Annotated in this window: 17 protein-coding genes; 8 read left to right on the top strand and 9 right to left on the bottom strand. The window is 73.0% G+C overall.

The annotated features are described in order from the left end of the window. Window positions 1–23: 23 nt before the first annotated feature. Genes RNB18_RS43360 through RNB18_RS43320 form a run of 9 tightly spaced genes read right to left on the bottom strand, consistent with a single transcriptional unit; the run spans window position 24 to window position 9571 of the window. A complete protein-coding gene (locus RNB18_RS43360) occupies window positions 24–1145 on the bottom strand; it encodes a GNAT family N-acetyltransferase (protein WP_311719643.1) in 1122 nt (373 codons plus the stop codon). Continuing rightward, on the bottom strand, window positions 1142–1798 hold the full coding sequence (locus tag RNB18_RS43355) for a YveK family protein (RefSeq protein ID WP_311719642.1): 657 nt from the start codon (window positions 1796–1798) through the stop codon (window positions 1142–1144). Before RNB18_RS43355 ends, RNB18_RS43360 begins: the two co-directional genes overlap by 4 nt. Next, window positions 1795–2949 (bottom strand): glycosyltransferase, encoded by a 1155-nt coding sequence (locus RNB18_RS43350; RefSeq protein ID WP_311719641.1) that lies wholly within the window; start codon window positions 2947–2949, stop codon window positions 1795–1797. The genes RNB18_RS43355 and RNB18_RS43350 overlap by 4 nt, the downstream gene beginning before the upstream one ends. A 1-nt stretch (window position 2950) precedes the next feature. Continuing rightward, the gene (locus RNB18_RS43345; RefSeq protein ID WP_311719639.1) at window positions 2951–3694 is read right to left on the bottom strand and encodes a polysaccharide deacetylase family protein; all 744 of its coding nucleotides are present in this window, start codon (window positions 3692–3694) and stop codon (window positions 2951–2953) included. Further along, window positions 3678–5336 carry a murein biosynthesis integral membrane protein MurJ gene (murJ, locus tag RNB18_RS43340; protein WP_311719637.1) on the bottom strand — a complete coding sequence of 553 codons (1659 nt, stop codon included), beginning with the start codon at window positions 5334–5336 and terminating at the stop codon, window positions 3678–3680. The genes RNB18_RS43345 and murJ overlap by 17 nt, the downstream gene beginning before the upstream one ends. Then, window positions 5333–6646: an O-antigen ligase family protein gene (locus RNB18_RS43335; RefSeq protein WP_311719636.1), complete on the bottom strand. Its 1314-nt coding sequence runs from the start codon at window positions 6644–6646 to the stop codon at window positions 5333–5335. The genes murJ and RNB18_RS43335 overlap by 4 nt, the downstream gene beginning before the upstream one ends. A gap of 4 nt (window positions 6647–6650) precedes the next feature. Further along, on the bottom strand, window positions 6651–8075 hold the full coding sequence (locus RNB18_RS43330) for a sugar transferase (protein WP_311719635.1): 1425 nt from the start codon (window positions 8073–8075) through the stop codon (window positions 6651–6653). Beyond that, a complete protein-coding gene (locus tag RNB18_RS43325; RefSeq protein ID WP_311719634.1) occupies window positions 8072–9247 on the bottom strand; it encodes a glycosyltransferase in 1176 nt (391 codons plus the stop codon). The genes RNB18_RS43330 and RNB18_RS43325 overlap by 4 nt, the downstream gene beginning before the upstream one ends. Window positions 9248–9295: 48 nt before the next feature. Continuing rightward, window positions 9296–9571: a hypothetical protein gene (locus RNB18_RS43320; protein ID WP_311719633.1), complete on the bottom strand. Its 276-nt coding sequence runs from the start codon at window positions 9569–9571 to the stop codon at window positions 9296–9298. A gap of 254 nt (window positions 9572–9825) precedes the next feature. On the opposite strand from RNB18_RS43320, the gene RNB18_RS43315 reads away from it, so the two are divergent. The 8 genes from RNB18_RS43315 to RNB18_RS43280 all read left to right on the top strand — a co-directional run bounded on the left by RNB18_RS43315 (window position 9826) and on the right by RNB18_RS43280 (window position 14836). Then, a complete protein-coding gene (locus RNB18_RS43315; RefSeq protein ID WP_311719632.1) occupies window positions 9826–10065 on the top strand; it encodes a chaplin in 240 nt (79 codons plus the stop codon). A gap of 246 nt (window positions 10066–10311) precedes the next feature. After that, a complete protein-coding gene (locus RNB18_RS43310) occupies window positions 10312–10974 on the top strand; it encodes a hypothetical protein (protein WP_311719631.1) in 663 nt (220 codons plus the stop codon). Between the two features lie 162 nt (window positions 10975–11136). After that, complete coding sequence (locus RNB18_RS43305) at window positions 11137–11418, top strand: hypothetical protein (protein WP_311719630.1); 282 nt, start codon at window positions 11137–11139, stop codon at window positions 11416–11418. 187 nt (window positions 11419–11605) lie between these two features. Continuing rightward, window positions 11606–12103 carry a DUF5949 family protein gene (locus tag RNB18_RS43300; RefSeq protein ID WP_311719629.1) on the top strand — a complete coding sequence of 166 codons (498 nt, stop codon included), beginning with the start codon at window positions 11606–11608 and terminating at the stop codon, window positions 12101–12103. Next, window positions 12103–12687 carry a vitamin K epoxide reductase family protein gene (locus RNB18_RS43295; RefSeq protein ID WP_311719628.1) on the top strand — a complete coding sequence of 195 codons (585 nt, stop codon included), beginning with the start codon at window positions 12103–12105 and terminating at the stop codon, window positions 12685–12687. The genes RNB18_RS43300 and RNB18_RS43295 overlap by 1 nt, the downstream gene beginning before the upstream one ends. A gap of 116 nt (window positions 12688–12803) precedes the next feature. Next, the gene (locus RNB18_RS43290) at window positions 12804–13319 is read left to right on the top strand and encodes a hypothetical protein (protein ID WP_311719627.1); all 516 of its coding nucleotides are present in this window, start codon (window positions 12804–12806) and stop codon (window positions 13317–13319) included. 178 nt (window positions 13320–13497) lie between these two features. Then, window positions 13498–13986, top strand: a complete 489-nt coding sequence (locus RNB18_RS43285; RefSeq protein ID WP_311719626.1) for a tyrosinase family oxidase copper chaperone — start codon at window positions 13498–13500, stop codon at window positions 13984–13986. Beyond that, window positions 13970–14836, top strand: coding sequence for a tyrosinase family protein (locus RNB18_RS43280; protein WP_311719625.1), 867 nt, complete (start codon window positions 13970–13972; stop codon window positions 14834–14836). Before RNB18_RS43285 ends, RNB18_RS43280 begins: the two co-directional genes overlap by 17 nt. Window positions 14837–14862: the final 26 nt, after the last annotated feature.

The raw sequence follows: 14862 nt of genomic DNA, 5'->3' as shown, positions 1-14862 counted from the left end.
CCGGCCGGTGGCGGCGGACTCCCTCAGGACCCGCCGCCACCGTGGCGCTCCTTCCGCTCCGTCCTGCCCTGCCAGTGGAGCAGCAGTTCCTTGCCCCGCCGCCGCGCGGCCACGTCGCACTCGACCGCCGCCAGCAGCGGGGCCGTGCGCCGACGGGCCAGCAGCAGCCGCTGGTTGACGACCTCCTTGGGCCGCCAGTGGTGCTTGTACGGCTCGTTGCCGCGCAGCAGGCTCAGCGCGCCGTGCCCGCCGTCCTGGGTGTGCCGGCTGCACGCGTCGAGCAGCATCACCGCCACGTCCGCCCTGCGTTCGCGCAGACACGGGTGGGCGCCGTACAGGTAGCCGCCCGCGAGCCGCCGCGACAGCAGGGTCAGGTCCACGGCCACCACGTCGTCGTCGAGGCGGAACTCGGTGACCACCGCGTCCCCGGAGCGCACCATCGGCGCGACCGAGCGCACCAGGTGTTCGCGGAACCGCGGCCGCAGATGCTCGGGCGTCACCCCTCGGCCCTCCCACTGGAGTGCGTGCAGCTCGATGAGCCGCCGCAGCGCCTTGTCCACCTCGCCCGGTGTCACGGTGTGCCGCTGGATCCCGAGCGCGGTCAGCTTGCGCAGCTTGGCGCGGACCCGCTGCTGGGCCTTGGCCGTGGGCAGGCGCGTGATCAGTTCGTCCATGGAAGCGGCGGGCAGTTCCAGGCACACCGAGTCGTCCACCCGGCGCCGGGGCCCGCTCCAGTGGCCGTAGATCCGCTCGGCGGCCCCGCCCGGGCGGACCTCGCGGAGGTCGATCAGGGCGGTGCGAGCGGCAGCGGACAGGCCCCCGGCGAGCGCGGCGACCGCCTCCGGGCCGCGCTCGTCGTCCAGCAGGACGTCCCCGTAGTCGGAGATGGACCCGCCGAGCGGCACGAGTGAGGGCACCGGGCGGTCCACGCGCATCAGCGGCGCGGCGGCGGCAAGGTCGGCCCCGTCGCGTACCAGCACCAGCCGCAGCCTGCCGCGTCTGCCGTACGACAGCCACCAGGAGTGCAGCCAGGCGTGACTCTGGAAGGGGGTGGCGGACCCGCACCGGCGGTACAGGTCACCCCACTCCGCGGCCAGTTCGGCGAAGTCCCGCTCTGTGGTGACGAGTTCCGCCCGGTACCTCACAGCTGCCCGTGGGTGTCGCCGGCCATGGCCGGACCCGGTACGGACGCGGGGCGCCCGGACGCCTCGTCGGACCGCCTGGGCCGGGCCAGCAGCGCCAGGCCGCCGAGCAGGCCGCCCGCGCTCGCGCCCACCAGGCCGACCAGGGCAGGGGAGGCCGAGGACGGCGCGCTGGGCTTGGTGGCCCGGGCGAACTGCTGAAGCTCGACGCGGGTGGCGTCCTTGGTGTCGTTGGCGTGCCGGGTCAGCGCGCGGGAGACGGCGTTGGCCATGTCGGCGGCGAGGTCGCGGCGGGTGGAGGTGGCCGTGATGGCGACCATCGGGGCGTCCGGCGAGGTCTCCGTCCGCACGCTCGACTTCAGCGTGGTCACCGGCACTCCGGCCCACACCTGCGCATCCCCGAGCACCGCGAGCTGCGTGGCGACCCGGCCGTAGGCCTGCGCGAAGCCGGTCGCGGTCGCCGGGTCGGACTTCGCGGTCGGGACGGCGACGACGTAGGACGTGGCGGTGTACTCGGGCGGCTCGACGACCCCGTACACCCCGCCGAGCAGGCCGCCGACGAGGGTTCCGGCCGCGAGGAGGTACCAGGGCGGCAGGGTCCTGACGCGGGCCAGGCCGGTGGCCGGGTGGCTTGGTCCGGTGGGGTTCTCGGTCATGAGAAAGGGACTCCCTGGGGTGATGGAGACATGGAAGGGGCGGCCAACGCCGCCGCGTAGACGTTCATCAGGCGGTCGGCGCTGCGGGTGATGCTGTAGCGGTCGGCGGCCTCGGGCGCGGTGCGCGGGCCAGGGCCCATGGCCCGGGTCGCGGTGACGGCCCGCGCGAAGGCGTCGGGGCCGCCCCGGACGAGGCGCGCGGCCGCCGCGGTGTGCGCGGGCAGGTCCTCGAGCGCCGGACAGGAGGAGTAGAGGACGGGCAGCCCGGACGCCAGCGCCTCCACCGTCGCCAGACCGAAGGTCTCCTCCGGGCAGGGGGAGGCGAGCAGGTCCATCGCCGAGGTGAGGGAGGGCAGGTCGGGGCCGGGGGTGCCGTCGGGGACGTAGGGGCGTTCGCCGGTGAACAGCACGCGGTCCGTGACCCCGGCGTCCTGAGCGGTCCGCCGCAGAGCGTGCTCCTCCGGTCCGCCGCCGGCCAGCAACAGCCAGTGGTCGGCGGGGAGTCGGGCAAGAGCCCGGATCAGGACGTCGAAGCGTTTGGCGGCCGTGAGCCGGCCGATGCCGCCGATGAGATACGCCGTCTCGGGCAGGCCCAGCCGCTGTCGGGTGCGCAGGCGCCGGTCCGGGTCGAAGCGGAAGCGGTCCAGGTCGACGCCGTTGGGGACGACCTCGATCCGGGGGGCCGGTACTCCCCAGCGCCTCAGCCGTTCGGCGACGGTAGGGGAGACGGCGACCGTGGTCCGGCCCAGGCGCTCGCTGGCCAGGTAGAGCCCACGTACCCCCGCCGTCAGCCGGCGGCCCTCCATCTGCGAGTCACCCAGGGAGTGTTCGGTGGCGACGATCGCCCGGACGCCCGCGAGCCGCGCGGCGAGTCGGCCGTAGACGCAGGCACGGTAGAGGTGGGTGTGCACGAGGTCGTAGCCGCCCGTGCGGATCAGCCGGATCAGGCGGGGCAGCGCGCCCAGGTCCCGGTTGCCGGCCATCCCCAGGTGGGTCACCCGCACCCCGTCGGCGACCAGCCCGTCGGCGACCGCACCCGGGTTGGTGAGCGTGACGACCTCGCAGTCGACCGGCAGGTGCCTCAGCAGCAGCCGCAGTTGCTGCTCGGCACCGCCGACGCCCAGGCCGGTGATCACATGCAGGGCCCGCACGTCAGACCCCCTCGACAGGACGGCGGCGCAGGCGGTGCAGCCGGTACTTCAGAAACAGGCGTACGGCGTTGTCGTCCTGCCCGATGTACAGGCGGGGCAGTGCGTACCGGCCGTTCAGCGGGCCTGGGTCGATCGCGCAGGCGTACGTGTATCCGGCGGCGCGGACGGCGTCCACGGCACGCCGGTCGATCGCGCCGTACGGGTAGCAGAAGCCGTTGACGGGAGAGCCCGTCAACTGCTCCAGCGCGGCCCGGCTCTCGACGACCTCGGCCTTCATCAGGGCGTCGTCCGCCTTGGTCAGGTCGACATGGGTCAGCCCGTGCGAGCCGATCTCCACCCCCTCGGCCGCCGCCTGCCGGATGCCGTCCGCGGTGAGTAGCGGCTTGCGCGGGCCCAGCCGGTCCCAGGCGTTGTCCCCGCCGAGCCGGCCCGGCAGCGCGAAGAGCGTGGCGCCGAAGCCGTACCGGCGCAGTACCGGCAGGGCGTGGTCGACGAAGTCGGCGTAACCGTCGTCGAAGGTGAGTCCGACCAGCTTGCGGCCCTCGCCGCGGGCGCGGGCGGCCAGCAGGTCGGCCACGGAGACACCGGTGAGGCCGCGTGCGCGCAGCCAGCGCAGCTGCCGGTCCAGCCGCTCGGGCGTGACCGTGACGCGGTAGGGGTCGTCCGAGTAGTCGCCCACGGAGTGGTACATCGCCACCCAGGGCACCGGCCCTCTGAGGGGGGCGCTGTCAGCGGAAACGGGCATGCGAGAGCCTTCGGGTGACGGTGCGTACGGAACGCAGTGCGGAAGCGACGCCCTGGACGTTCAGGGCCCGGGCGAGCAGGACGAAGACGGCGACCACGGTCAGGGAACCCGCGGCCAGACCCGGTACCGCCGAGTCGAATCGGCTCGCCGTGTACGCGCCGGCGACGGCTGCGCCGACCGCCGCGCACAGCGTCCTGCCGAGCCCGGCGAGAACCCGCCGGGTGCGGATCGGGACGTTGCGCGGGCCCATGCCGGCGAGCAGCACCATGGCCGTGACGGTGATGCCGACCGCGTTCGCGGCGGCGATCCCGGCCACTCCCCACGGGCCCACCGTCCAGGTGCCGACGCCGGCGGTGGTGACGATGCCGACGGCCATCGCACCGAGCGGATACCAGGTGGAGCGGCCCGCCGAGAAGTGGGACCGGACCAGGCAGCCGACCAGGGTCTGACTGAGCAGCCCGAGTGCGTACACGCGCATGACCTCCGCGGTCGCCGCCGTGTCCGCCGCGGTGAACTCGCCTCGCTGGAAGAGGAGTCCGACCATCTGTGGGGCGCAGGCGATCACCGTGGCCGCGCCGAGCAGCACCAGACACGCGGCCAGCGCCAGGTCCCGCTCCACGCGGTCCCGGGCCCGCTCCGTGTCGCCGTCGGCCAGCGCCCGCGCCACCACCGGGAAGGTGACCGTGCACAGCATCAGGGACAGCGTCATCGGGATCTGCGCCACCTTCTGCGCGTAGTTGAGGTGCGAGATGGCGCCGGCCGGAAGGGTGGAGGCGAGAAAGCGCTCGATGAGGACCTGGGACTGCCGGCACAGCGCGAAGAGGAGGACGGTGGCGACCATGGCCAGCGTCATGCTCTGCCCGGGCGCCTCGACGGATGCGATGCGAGGCGCTGCCCGGCGTCGCGACTGCCGCCAGACGGACGGCAGTTGGATCGCCACCATCAGTCCACCGCCCACCGCGACCCCGACGGCCGCCGAGCGCACGCCCCACTGCCCGCCGAGCACGAACATCGCGGTGATGATGCCGGCGTTGTAGGCCACGTAGATGGCGGCCGGCGCGAGGAAGGTCCGGTGCGCCCTGAGGGCGGCGCTGCAGTACCCGGCGAGCCCGAAGCCCAGCACGCTCAGCGCGGTCAGCCGGGTGCAGTCGACGGCGAGGCCCGGGTCGGGAAGCCCCGGTGCCAGGGCCTCGACCAGGTAGGGGGCGGCGCCGATGACCGTCGCGGACACACCGACGAAGGCCAGCGACAGCCAGGGGAGCGTGGCGGTCACCAGCGAGCGGACCGGGTCGCCGGGAGCGCCCTGCGCACGGCGGGCCAGCGCCAGGCTGAACGCCGGGATCAGCGCGAAGGCCAGCCCGTCCTCGATGAAGAGGGTGGAGGCGAACTCGGGCACGGTCCAGGCCACCAGGAAGGCGTCCGTCTCGCTCCCGGCACCGAACAGCCGGGCCAGCGCCTGGTCACGGACCAGCCCGAGCAGGGCTCCGACGATCGAGAGGGCGGCCGTGATCAGGGTGGCCTTGGCGACGAACCCCCCGGAGACGGGGGTGAGTTCGCTCGTGTCGGCGGTGCGGGCGGAGGGAACCACCACGGTGCCGTCGGTGTCGGCGTGCGCGTCGGGCCTGGAGGGCGTCACCTTCATCGCACCGTGTCCCGTGCCGTAGTGACGCCGCTTCCGACCAGTGCCCACCACGCCACCAGCCCGAAGCACACCGCCGTCAGCACGGTCGAGGGGCCGCCGATGTCGGCGTACAGGAAATCGGTCAGCTGCCAGATCAGCAGGCCGCAGGCGACGAGCGCGCAGTCGAGCCCCGGGCCGTCACGCCGTACCCGGATCAGGCCGTACAGCCCGCACACCAGCAGGGCCAGCCAGCAGCCCGCGAGCGCGAGCAGACCGAGCAGGCCCTGTTCGGCGAGGACGAGGAGGTACATGTTGTGCGGGGACAGCAGCGGCTGCTTGCGGAAGTCCGCGCCCGCGCCCTCCGTGTCGCTGCCTGAGGACAGCGCGAGCGAGGCGTGCGCGTCCCGGTGCTCGGGGAAGCCCTTCAACCCGACGCCGGTGAGCGGATGTTCGCGCCACATGCCGGCCGCCGCCGCCCACAGCGTGTAGCGGTCGGTGACGGACTGGTCGGGCGAGTCGGTGACCCGTGTGACGCTGTCGATCCGCTCTTGGAGCTGCGCCGTGCCAAGTCCCAACCCGCCCACCAGGATCACGCCCGTCGCGGCCACCGCCGCGGTCACCTTCAGCGCCCGGCGGAGCCCGGCCAGCACCAGCTGCGCCCCGCACGTCACGGCCGTCGCGATCCACGCACCGCGGCTGAAGGACAGCGCGAGCGGCAGCAGCAGCGCGACCGCACAGCCGGCGGCAACCGCCCGCTGTCGTACGGAGGTCCGGCCCAGGGCCAGCCCTACCGAGCACACCAGCCCGAAGGAGACGACCGTCGCCATCCCCATCACGTCGCTCGCCCCGAAGGTACCGACGGCCCGGATGTCCTGGCCGTCGTACGAGGCGCCGGTCCCTGTCATGTACTGATGCGTGCCGATCGCGCCCTGCCACACGGCGAGTCCCACGAACGCCCAGGCCAGCAGCCGGAAGTCGCCCCGGTCGCGGATCAGCAGCATGACGGCGGCCGGGACCAGTACGAACACCTGGAGGTAGCGGCCCATGCCGCTGATCCCCGCACCCGGTGAGGCCGCCCCCGCCGCGGCGAGCGCGAGCCCGGCCACGGGCAGGCCCAGCAGCACGACCGCCGTACGGGACAGGGGGCGCCGCCGGTCCCGTACGAGACGGATCGCGCAGTACCCGACGACGAGCGCGGAGAGCGCGTCGGCCGGTCCCGCGCCGCCGTCGTCGCCCGGTGTGAGCGGTAGCGCGAGCAGGGCGACCACGGCGAGCACGGGCAGGACGGGGGGCCACTGCCGGACGCGGGGCAGGGTCAGGGCGTAGGTCATGTGCTCAGCTCCCTGTCGGGCGCACGAGCGCGGCCGCGGTGCGCAGCAGGATGCACACGTCCTGCCACAGCGACCAGTTGTCGATGTAGGCGTTGTCGAAGCGGGCCCGGTCCTCGATGGAGGTGTCCCCGCGCAGACCGTGGATCTGGGAGAGGCCGGTGATGCCGGTCTGCATGCGGTGGCGGGCCGCGTAACCCGGGTGGGCCTGGCTGAACTTGGTGACGAAGTACGGGCGTTCGGGGCGAGGTCCGACCAGGCTCATGTCGCCCCACAGGACGTTCCACAGCTGGAGCAGCTCGTCCAGTGAGGTGCGGCGCAGGAAGCGGCAGAACCACGGCATGCGGTCTTCGTTCGCCACACTCCAGCGGGTCGCCGCCTCGTGCTCGTCGACCGGGCGGTGGGTGCGGAACTTCAGCAGGGTGAAGGGCCGGCCGTCCCTGCCGATGCGCTCCTGCCGGAACACCACACCCGGCCCGCCGGTCAGCCGCAGCGCCACCGCGCACACCAGCAGCAGCGGGCTGACCATCAGCAACAGCGTCCCGGAGACGGCCACGTCCAGTGCCCGCTTGCCGAAGCCGCCGCGGCGCCGCGAGCCCATGTCCAGCCGACGACAGGAGAACCCGGCGAGCTGGTCCTTGGAGGCGTATGACGGTGAGTCCGGCTCCACCTCCCACACCGCGCAGCCCGACTCGGCGAGCGCCCGCAGCAGCGGCCCCTGCGCGGACCGTGCGGAGGGATGGACGATCAGGACGTCCCGCACATCGTTCTGGATGAGGGCCCGCTCGACCTCCTCGCCGGTCGTCAGCACCGGCAACTGACCGCCGCCGTCCGGCTGCTCGGTCACGATCCCCACCGGCCGCACCCCGCACCGCGGATGCCGCAGCACGGCGGCGGCCACTCGCTGCGCGGTCCCGGCCGGGCCGACGACCAGCGCGGCCCGCGGCCGGGCGCGCCGCAGCACGCGCCGCCGCCAGTGCACGGTGCCCCGGGTCGCGCAGGCCGTCGCCGACTGGAGCACGAAGCCCACGGCGAGGGTGCGGGCGGACAGGGCGTGGTGGGGCGCGTAGGCGGCGACGAGCGCCGCGACCGACAGCCAGGCGATCGCGATCCGGCCGCACACGGCGGGCAGTTCGTCGAGGATCCCCGGTACCGGCCGGGTCGGGTGCCGGCGCAGCAGTATTGACGCGGCCACCAGCAGCGCCACCAGCAGCAGTTGGTGCTCGGTGCCGGCGAGTGGCACCGCGCCCAGCAGGGCGGCGACGCTGTCCGCGGCGAGCAGCGGGGCGGGGGAGCCGGGCCGGGCCGGGGGTCTGCGGGCCGGGAAGCGGAAACCGGCTGCGGTGCCGCGCGACGGCTTGACGAACAGGGGCGCGAAACCGGGATCCCGTGGCTGGGCACCGGGCGAGGGGACGGTACTTTCCGCGGTCACGAGTGGATGAACTCCCTGTACTCGGTGGGCACGGCGCATGCGGCGGCCGGGCCGCCGAGCACGTCGCGGTACACGGCCGCCACCGCCTCGGCGGTGAGCCGTACGTCGTGCGTGGACAGGACGTGGCGGCGCCCCTGGTGGCCGAGCGCCTCGCGCAGCAACGGATCGAGCAGCAGCGCGTTGACCGCCTCGGCGAGCCGTGTCGGATCACCCGGCGGCACCAGGCAGCGGGGCACGAGCGCGGGCGGCAGGCTCTCCCGGGCACCGTCCACGTCCGTCAGCACCACGGGCCGTCCGCAGGACATCGCCTCCAGCGGGGCGAGCGCCATGCCCTCCCAGAGCGAGGGCAGCACGACCAGGTCGGCGGCCTGGTACCAGGGCGCGGTGTCGGTGACGGCCCCGGCGAACAGCACGGACCGCGGTGCGCGGGAGCGCAGCCGTTCCTGGTCGGGCCCGTCGCCGACGAGCACGAGCCGGGCGTCCGGAACACACAGCGACACACTGTCCCAGGCGTCCAGCAGGACGTCCTGCCCCTTCTGCCGGCACAGCCGCCCCACGCAGACCACGAGAGGCGCCGCCGGATCGACACCGGGAAGGACATCGGACCGTACGGTGTCGACGGGGGCGGGGTGGAAGCGTTCGGGCCGGATGCCGTTGGGGACGACCGTCCACCGCCCGCCGATCCCGGCGCGCACGCCGGTCGCGCGCTCCGCCGCGCTCACGCACACCACCTGGGACGCCCAACGCGCCCCCCAACGCTCCCACCGCAGCGCGAGCGCCGCCGTGATCCCGCCGACCGCCTCGAACGACCAGGCGTGCGGCTGGAACACGGTCGGGATCCGCCCCCGTACCGCGAGCCGGCCGACCAGGCCGGCCTTCGCGCTGTGCGCGTGCACCAGGTCGGGCCGCACGTCATCGAGCACCTGACCGAGCCGCCGTACCTCCCGCACGAGGGCCGGACCCGGCGAGCGGGTCGCGTGCCAGTGCCGTACGTCGGCGCCGAGCCCGCGCACGGCGGGGGCGAGGGGGCCGTCCGGGCAGGCGACCGTGACGTGCAGACCGGCCGCGAGCTGGGCTCGGGCCAGGTCCGTCACCACACGGGCGACCCCACCGTCCACGGGCTGGGTCAGATGCAGGACTCGCGGCCGGGGATCGGGGACTGACTGGTGCATGCGCGTTTCCTCGCTCACGGACGGCGCTCGGGACGGGAGGGAAGGCGCCTACGCGCGGGCGGCGACAGCGACGTGGAGCACGCCGGCCCAGGCCGCGTCGCGCTGGGAAACGAGCCGGATGGCCGACTGGTCACCACCGGACCGCGGCGCCTTGCCGAGTTCGATCAGATCGGAGGCGTGATCGAGGGCGTTCACGCCGAGGTCGCGCATCCGCATCCGCATCCCGGTACGGGAGTTGAGAGCCTCGAACCCGTCGAAGTCGTTGTCCGCCGCGCGGACGCCGCCCCTCGCAACGTGGCACAGCGGGACCCGGGAAATACGCATGACCGGCATTGCCCTTTCGGGAAGGTGGCGTGACGAATGCGATGCGCTGGCTGCATGGGTGCGTCAAGAGCTTCGCAACCCTATCCGGTATGCGCATTTAGTCCGTGAAACCCGACATGTGTGTCGGAGTGGTGAGGCACGTTCGTTCGTGAGATCACCCCATTGGCGGCACAACCCGCGCGGGCGCCACGCGTTGACACAGCGCCGGGCATCCCCGCCCGGTTGTTTGTGTCAATCCCAAGGAGCACCTCTCCATGTCGCGTATCGCGAAGGGCCTGGCCCTGACCACCGTTGCGGCCGCCGCCGTTGCGGGCACCGCAGGCATCGCCGCCGCCGACAGCGGCGCGCAGGGCGTTGCCGCCCACTCCCCGGGCTTCCTGTCGGGCAACGTCATCCAGGTCCCGATCCACATCCCGATCAACGTCTGCGGCAACACCGTCAACGGCATCGCCGCGCTGAACCCCGCGTTCGGCAACGAGTGCGAGAACGACTGACGTCGGCTCTGCGCCTTCGCCGGCCGCACTCCCGTGGACCCCTCCACGGGAGTGCGGCCGGTCCGCGTTTCCCCGGATGGGGGTGGCCTGCGGAGAGGGTGGGCCCGGTCTTGACGCGCCTTTCACCAGGGGTGATGTGCGAGGGGCGCAGGCGGGGCGGCGTCAGGGTGTGATCGCTGGGTTGCAGGGCGCGGTAGTGGCTTCCACGGTGGGCTCAAGATCCGACGCACATCGAAAGGAACACCCATGCGTGGTCTGCCCGCACGGTGTATCGCCTCCTGCGCACTCTGCGCCGCACTTCTCGTCGCGGTCGCCGGTCCCACCGCGGCGGCCTCCCGTGGGCCCGTGCCCGTCCCCCACGCGGACGCGCTCCGCCCCCAGGTCGAGGCTCTGGCCGAACTGGGCGGCGTGCTCACCCCGGTCACCGACCTGCTGAACGCCGTGCTCAAGGCCGACAACGGCCAGATCTCCGTCGAGCAGGCGGCCGAGCTCGGGGACGCCGTCAAGGACGCCACCGCGAAGATCACCGAAGAGGCTTCGGTGGCCGCCGTCACCTTGCCCGCCACGGGCATGACGACGACGCCGAGCACGACGACCGGCATTACTACGACGCCGATCCCCTCCCTGCTGCTCACGCTCATCCAGAACGGCGACGACGCCGGGGAGCGGTCCGTCAAGGCGCCGGCCGACCTGCTGGACGACGCGCTCGACGCCCTGGAGAAGGCGATCGACGACCTGCTCACGGCGGTCACCTCCGGAGAGGCCACCCAGGTCGAGTCCACCCTCCCCGCCGTGATCAGCGGCCTGGTCGACACCGTCGCCGCCACCATGCTCGACACCGAACTGCCCGCTCCCGACCTGGCGGGCCTGTCCTCCCTGCCCAGCAGCTCGCAACTGCCCCTGTCGTGAGACGCCCGCAGCACAGGGGGCCGGCCTCTCCCGAGGCCGGCCCTCGGCATTTTCATGAAAGCCCAATATCCGCGCACGGAGTTTCCGCTCCGGCCGGGCCTCGTTGAGCACGGTGTCGGACTTGCCCGCCCGACGACATGAATTGCCGAAGAGAGGAACACGATGAAGTCCCTGAAGGCTGCTGCCGTTGTTGCCGGTTCCCTGGTTCTTGCCGGTGCCGCCGCGCCCGCGTTCGCTCAGGACACCGCCGATCTCACGCCCACCAGCCTCAACGGCGCCGTCAACTCGCTCACCAAGGGCCCCCTCGACGTGCGGCCGCTGCAGCACCAGTCGGACGCGCTGAACACGGAGAAGAAGAAGTCGGTGCTCCACAAAGCCAAGAAGGCGACCACCAAGCTGAACTCCAAGCCCGGACTCCTCGGTGGACTTCCCTTGGGGAAGTGACGTCATCCTCCACGCCGGGGCCGATTACCCAGCGGCGGCTGCCGCCCGGGATCGGCCCTTCGTGCTGTTCGAGCCGGACAGCACGGCGCAGCGGCGCCTCCCTCGTTCGGATGGAGACGGCATCGGCGCTCCTCCGCCCGAGTGAGAAACGGCCGTCCCCCGTCCGGCCCGTGGATACGGTCGCGCGGTGACCACAACCTCCAGCGAAACCCATCCTCTGCGCACCGCCGACCCCGGCACTCTCGTGATCATGGCCTGGAGCGGCGAGGCTCCCGACGGCCACGACATGCCCTACCTCCTCGCGTGTTCCCTCGGGGACGCCCCCGACGGCCCCGAGGCCGCGACCGCCGCTGTCGAGAGGCTGCTGCACGACAACGGCCTGCCCGTCGGCGGTGACCTCGTCGACGGCAACGTCAGGCCGAGCCTGCCGGTCACCCTGCTCGTGGTGGCCGGGCACGCCGTCGTCACCATGCCGCGGCTGAACGCCAAGTGCCCGGTACGGCCGCAGTGGCTCGCGGCGGTCGCCAAGCGCGGTTACGCCTACTTCGTGTTCACCACCCGCCCCTGGCCCGAAGCCTCGGGCCAGTCCGTCACCCCGGACGAACTGGCCGCGTTCGCGGGTTCCGACGAGACGCTGAAGGCCGCCGCCCACATCGTCCTGCCGGCGCGCAGCCTGCGCTCCTGATGCAGCGGGCCGAGGGCGGCGGTCGCGGGTTCGCCCTGCTCCTGCTGCTCACGGGCGCGGCGGGGCTGCTGGCCTCCTGGGTCATCACCCTCGACAAGTTCAAGCTGCTGCAGGACCCCGACTTCACCCCGGGGTGCAGCCTGAACCCGGTGGTGTCCTGCGGCAGTGTCATGGAGAGCGACCAGGCCGAGGCCTTCGGCTTCCCCAACCCGATGCTGGGACTGGTGGCGTACGGCATCGTGATCTGCGTCGGCATGAGCCTGCTGGCCGGCGCCGCCTTCCCGCGCTGGTACTGGCTGACCTTCGACGCCGGCTGCCTGTTCGGCGTCGGCTTCGTGTCGTGGCTGCAGTTCGAGTCGCTGTACCGGATCAACGCCCTGTGTCTGTGGTGCGCTCTGGCGTGGATCGCCACGATCGTCCTGTTCTGGTACGTGACCTCGTTCGCCGTCCGCCGCGCGTTCCTGCCCGCGCCCGGCTGGTCGCGGGCCCTCTTCGCCGAGTTCACCTGGGTGATCCCGCTGTCGCACCTCGGGGTCGTCGGCATGTTGGTCCTGACCCGCTGGTGGGACTTCTGGACGAGCTGACTGCCGAACGTCGTACTACTGCGGCAAGCGGGGGAATCTCGCGCTGGTCACCGCACCAGGATCGTTACCGGTACGGACGTTGAGCCTGCCGAAACCTGAAAGGGACCGTAACTGCCATGAGGTCGACCACCCGAGGAACCCTTGCCGCCGTCATCACGGGCATCGCGGCCGCGGTGGGGGCTGCCGCGTCCCCAGCCGCGGCGGTGGGCACGGTCCCCGTACCCGTGCCGCTGGAGGGCGCCGAGCGCGCCCTCCACATGGAGCTGCCCGAGGTCGGCGGGAAGATCCCGGTGACGACGCCGGGCGTCCCCGAGGCGCCGAAGTTCGTCGAGGGACGGCTCATGCCGGAGCGGGTGATTCCGCGAGTGCCGGTCAACGGCGGGCTGCCCGGCGCTGATCTGACCGCGCCGGTGCCGCACCTCCTCGACGACGACTTCGACCACCTCGGCCTCGACGCGCCCGCCGCCGACGTGCGCACGCTGACGCCGGGCCTGGCCGTGGACGCCCCGCTGACCGCCCCCAAGCCCGGCAGCGGCGCTCTGCCGGAGCCGAAGCTCCCGGAGGCGGGCGTCCTGCTGCCGATGGTGCAGGCCGCGCCGGGCGCCGACCTGACCACGGGGCCCGGCCTGTAGGGCGCGTCGACCCGTGCGACGGGGCCCGGACCGTGACACGGCCCGGGCCCCGTCGGCGCTCCGGGCGCGGAGGTTCACCCCCTTGGGTCCTCGGACGGTGACCGCGCAGGCCGTCGGGCGGTTACCGGTACGGACAACGGAACCCGAACCCTGTTGCGTACGAGACGAGGAGCACACGATGGTCATGAGCGTCGGCCGATCACCGGTGGGCGCCGATCCCTCCCGGGCGAGCCCGGAGAGAGGCGCCCCCGCCCGCCGGAGCAGGCGGGATCTGCTGCTCGGGCTCTTCGGCCCGGCCGCCGTCGCGGTGGCGCTCATCCCGGTCGTCATCGCCTCGCGAGTGCCGCGCGCGGCCGAACGCGTCGCCCACCTCGTCTTCGACGAGACGTACCGGGGCCGCCGGATCCGCGGCATCCGCGGCTCCGCGGCCGCCGCCGGCGGCGCTCTCGGCACCGGAGGGTGGCACGTCACCGTGGACGGACGCCCGCTGCACCTGATGCGCCGCGCCGACGGCACCTGGCTGAGCATGGTCGACCACTACCGGTCGTACGCCACCGCGCTGGACGCCGTCCGGGCGGCCGTCGACGAACTGGGGCCCGGCCGCCAGTTGCGGGAGACGTGGAACGGCGGGGCGGACATGGGGGGACACAGTGGCGTACACGCGTAAGGACGTCAGCACGCTGACCGCGGACGAGAAGCGGCGGTTCGTGCAGGCGATGCTGGAACTGAAACGACGCGGCGAGTACGACGAGTTCGTACGGATGCACATCGACTTCTACGTCTCGGACGGCGAGGACGGACTGCGTACGGCGCACATGTCGCCCTCCTTCCTGCCCTGGCACCGCCGCTTCCTGCTGGAGCTGGAGCGGGCCCTGCGCCGCGTCGACTCCTCGGTGACCGTGCCGTACTGGGACTGGACCCGCGACCGCACGACGAGTGCGGCGCCCTGGACGGACGATCTGCTCGGCGGCACCGGCCGGGCCCGGGACCGGCAGGTGACGACCGGGCCGTTCGCCTATGCGACCGGCAACTGGACGCTCAAGGAGCGCATCACCGACGAGGACTACCTCACCCGGGAGCTCGGGCGGCCCGCCGATCCGATCGAACTGCCGACGCGGAGCGACCTCGAGTGGGCCCTCCAGGACCCCGTCTACGACACCTCGCCCTGGGACTCGACGTCCACCGCGGGGTTCCGCAACAAGCTGGAGGGGTGGGGGAGCGGGAAGGGCGCGGCCGCCTGGCGCAACCACAACCGGGTGCACCGCTGGGTCGGCGGGGTGATGGTGAGCGGCGCCTCCGTCAACGACCCCGTGTTCTGGATGCACCACGCCTTCGTCGACCTGTGCTGGTTGCGCTGGCAGCGCCGGCACCGCGACCACCGCTATCTGCCCGCGAGACCGCCCGGCCAGGGCAGCGCTCAGCGCGGTCGCATCGTCGCCCGCCACGAGAAGCTCCCGCCGTGGGACGTGACCCCGGACGAGTTGGAGGACCACGGCAGCATCTACCGGTACGCGTAGGCCGTACGACGGCACGGAACCACGCG

This window comes from Streptomyces doebereineriae, assembly GCF_031845645.1.
GTDB classification, from domain to species: domain Bacteria; phylum Actinomycetota; class Actinomycetes; order Streptomycetales; family Streptomycetaceae; genus Streptomyces; species Streptomyces canus.
Note: the sequence above shows the minus strand (reverse complement) of the source record. Positions and strands in the feature narration are given on the sequence as shown.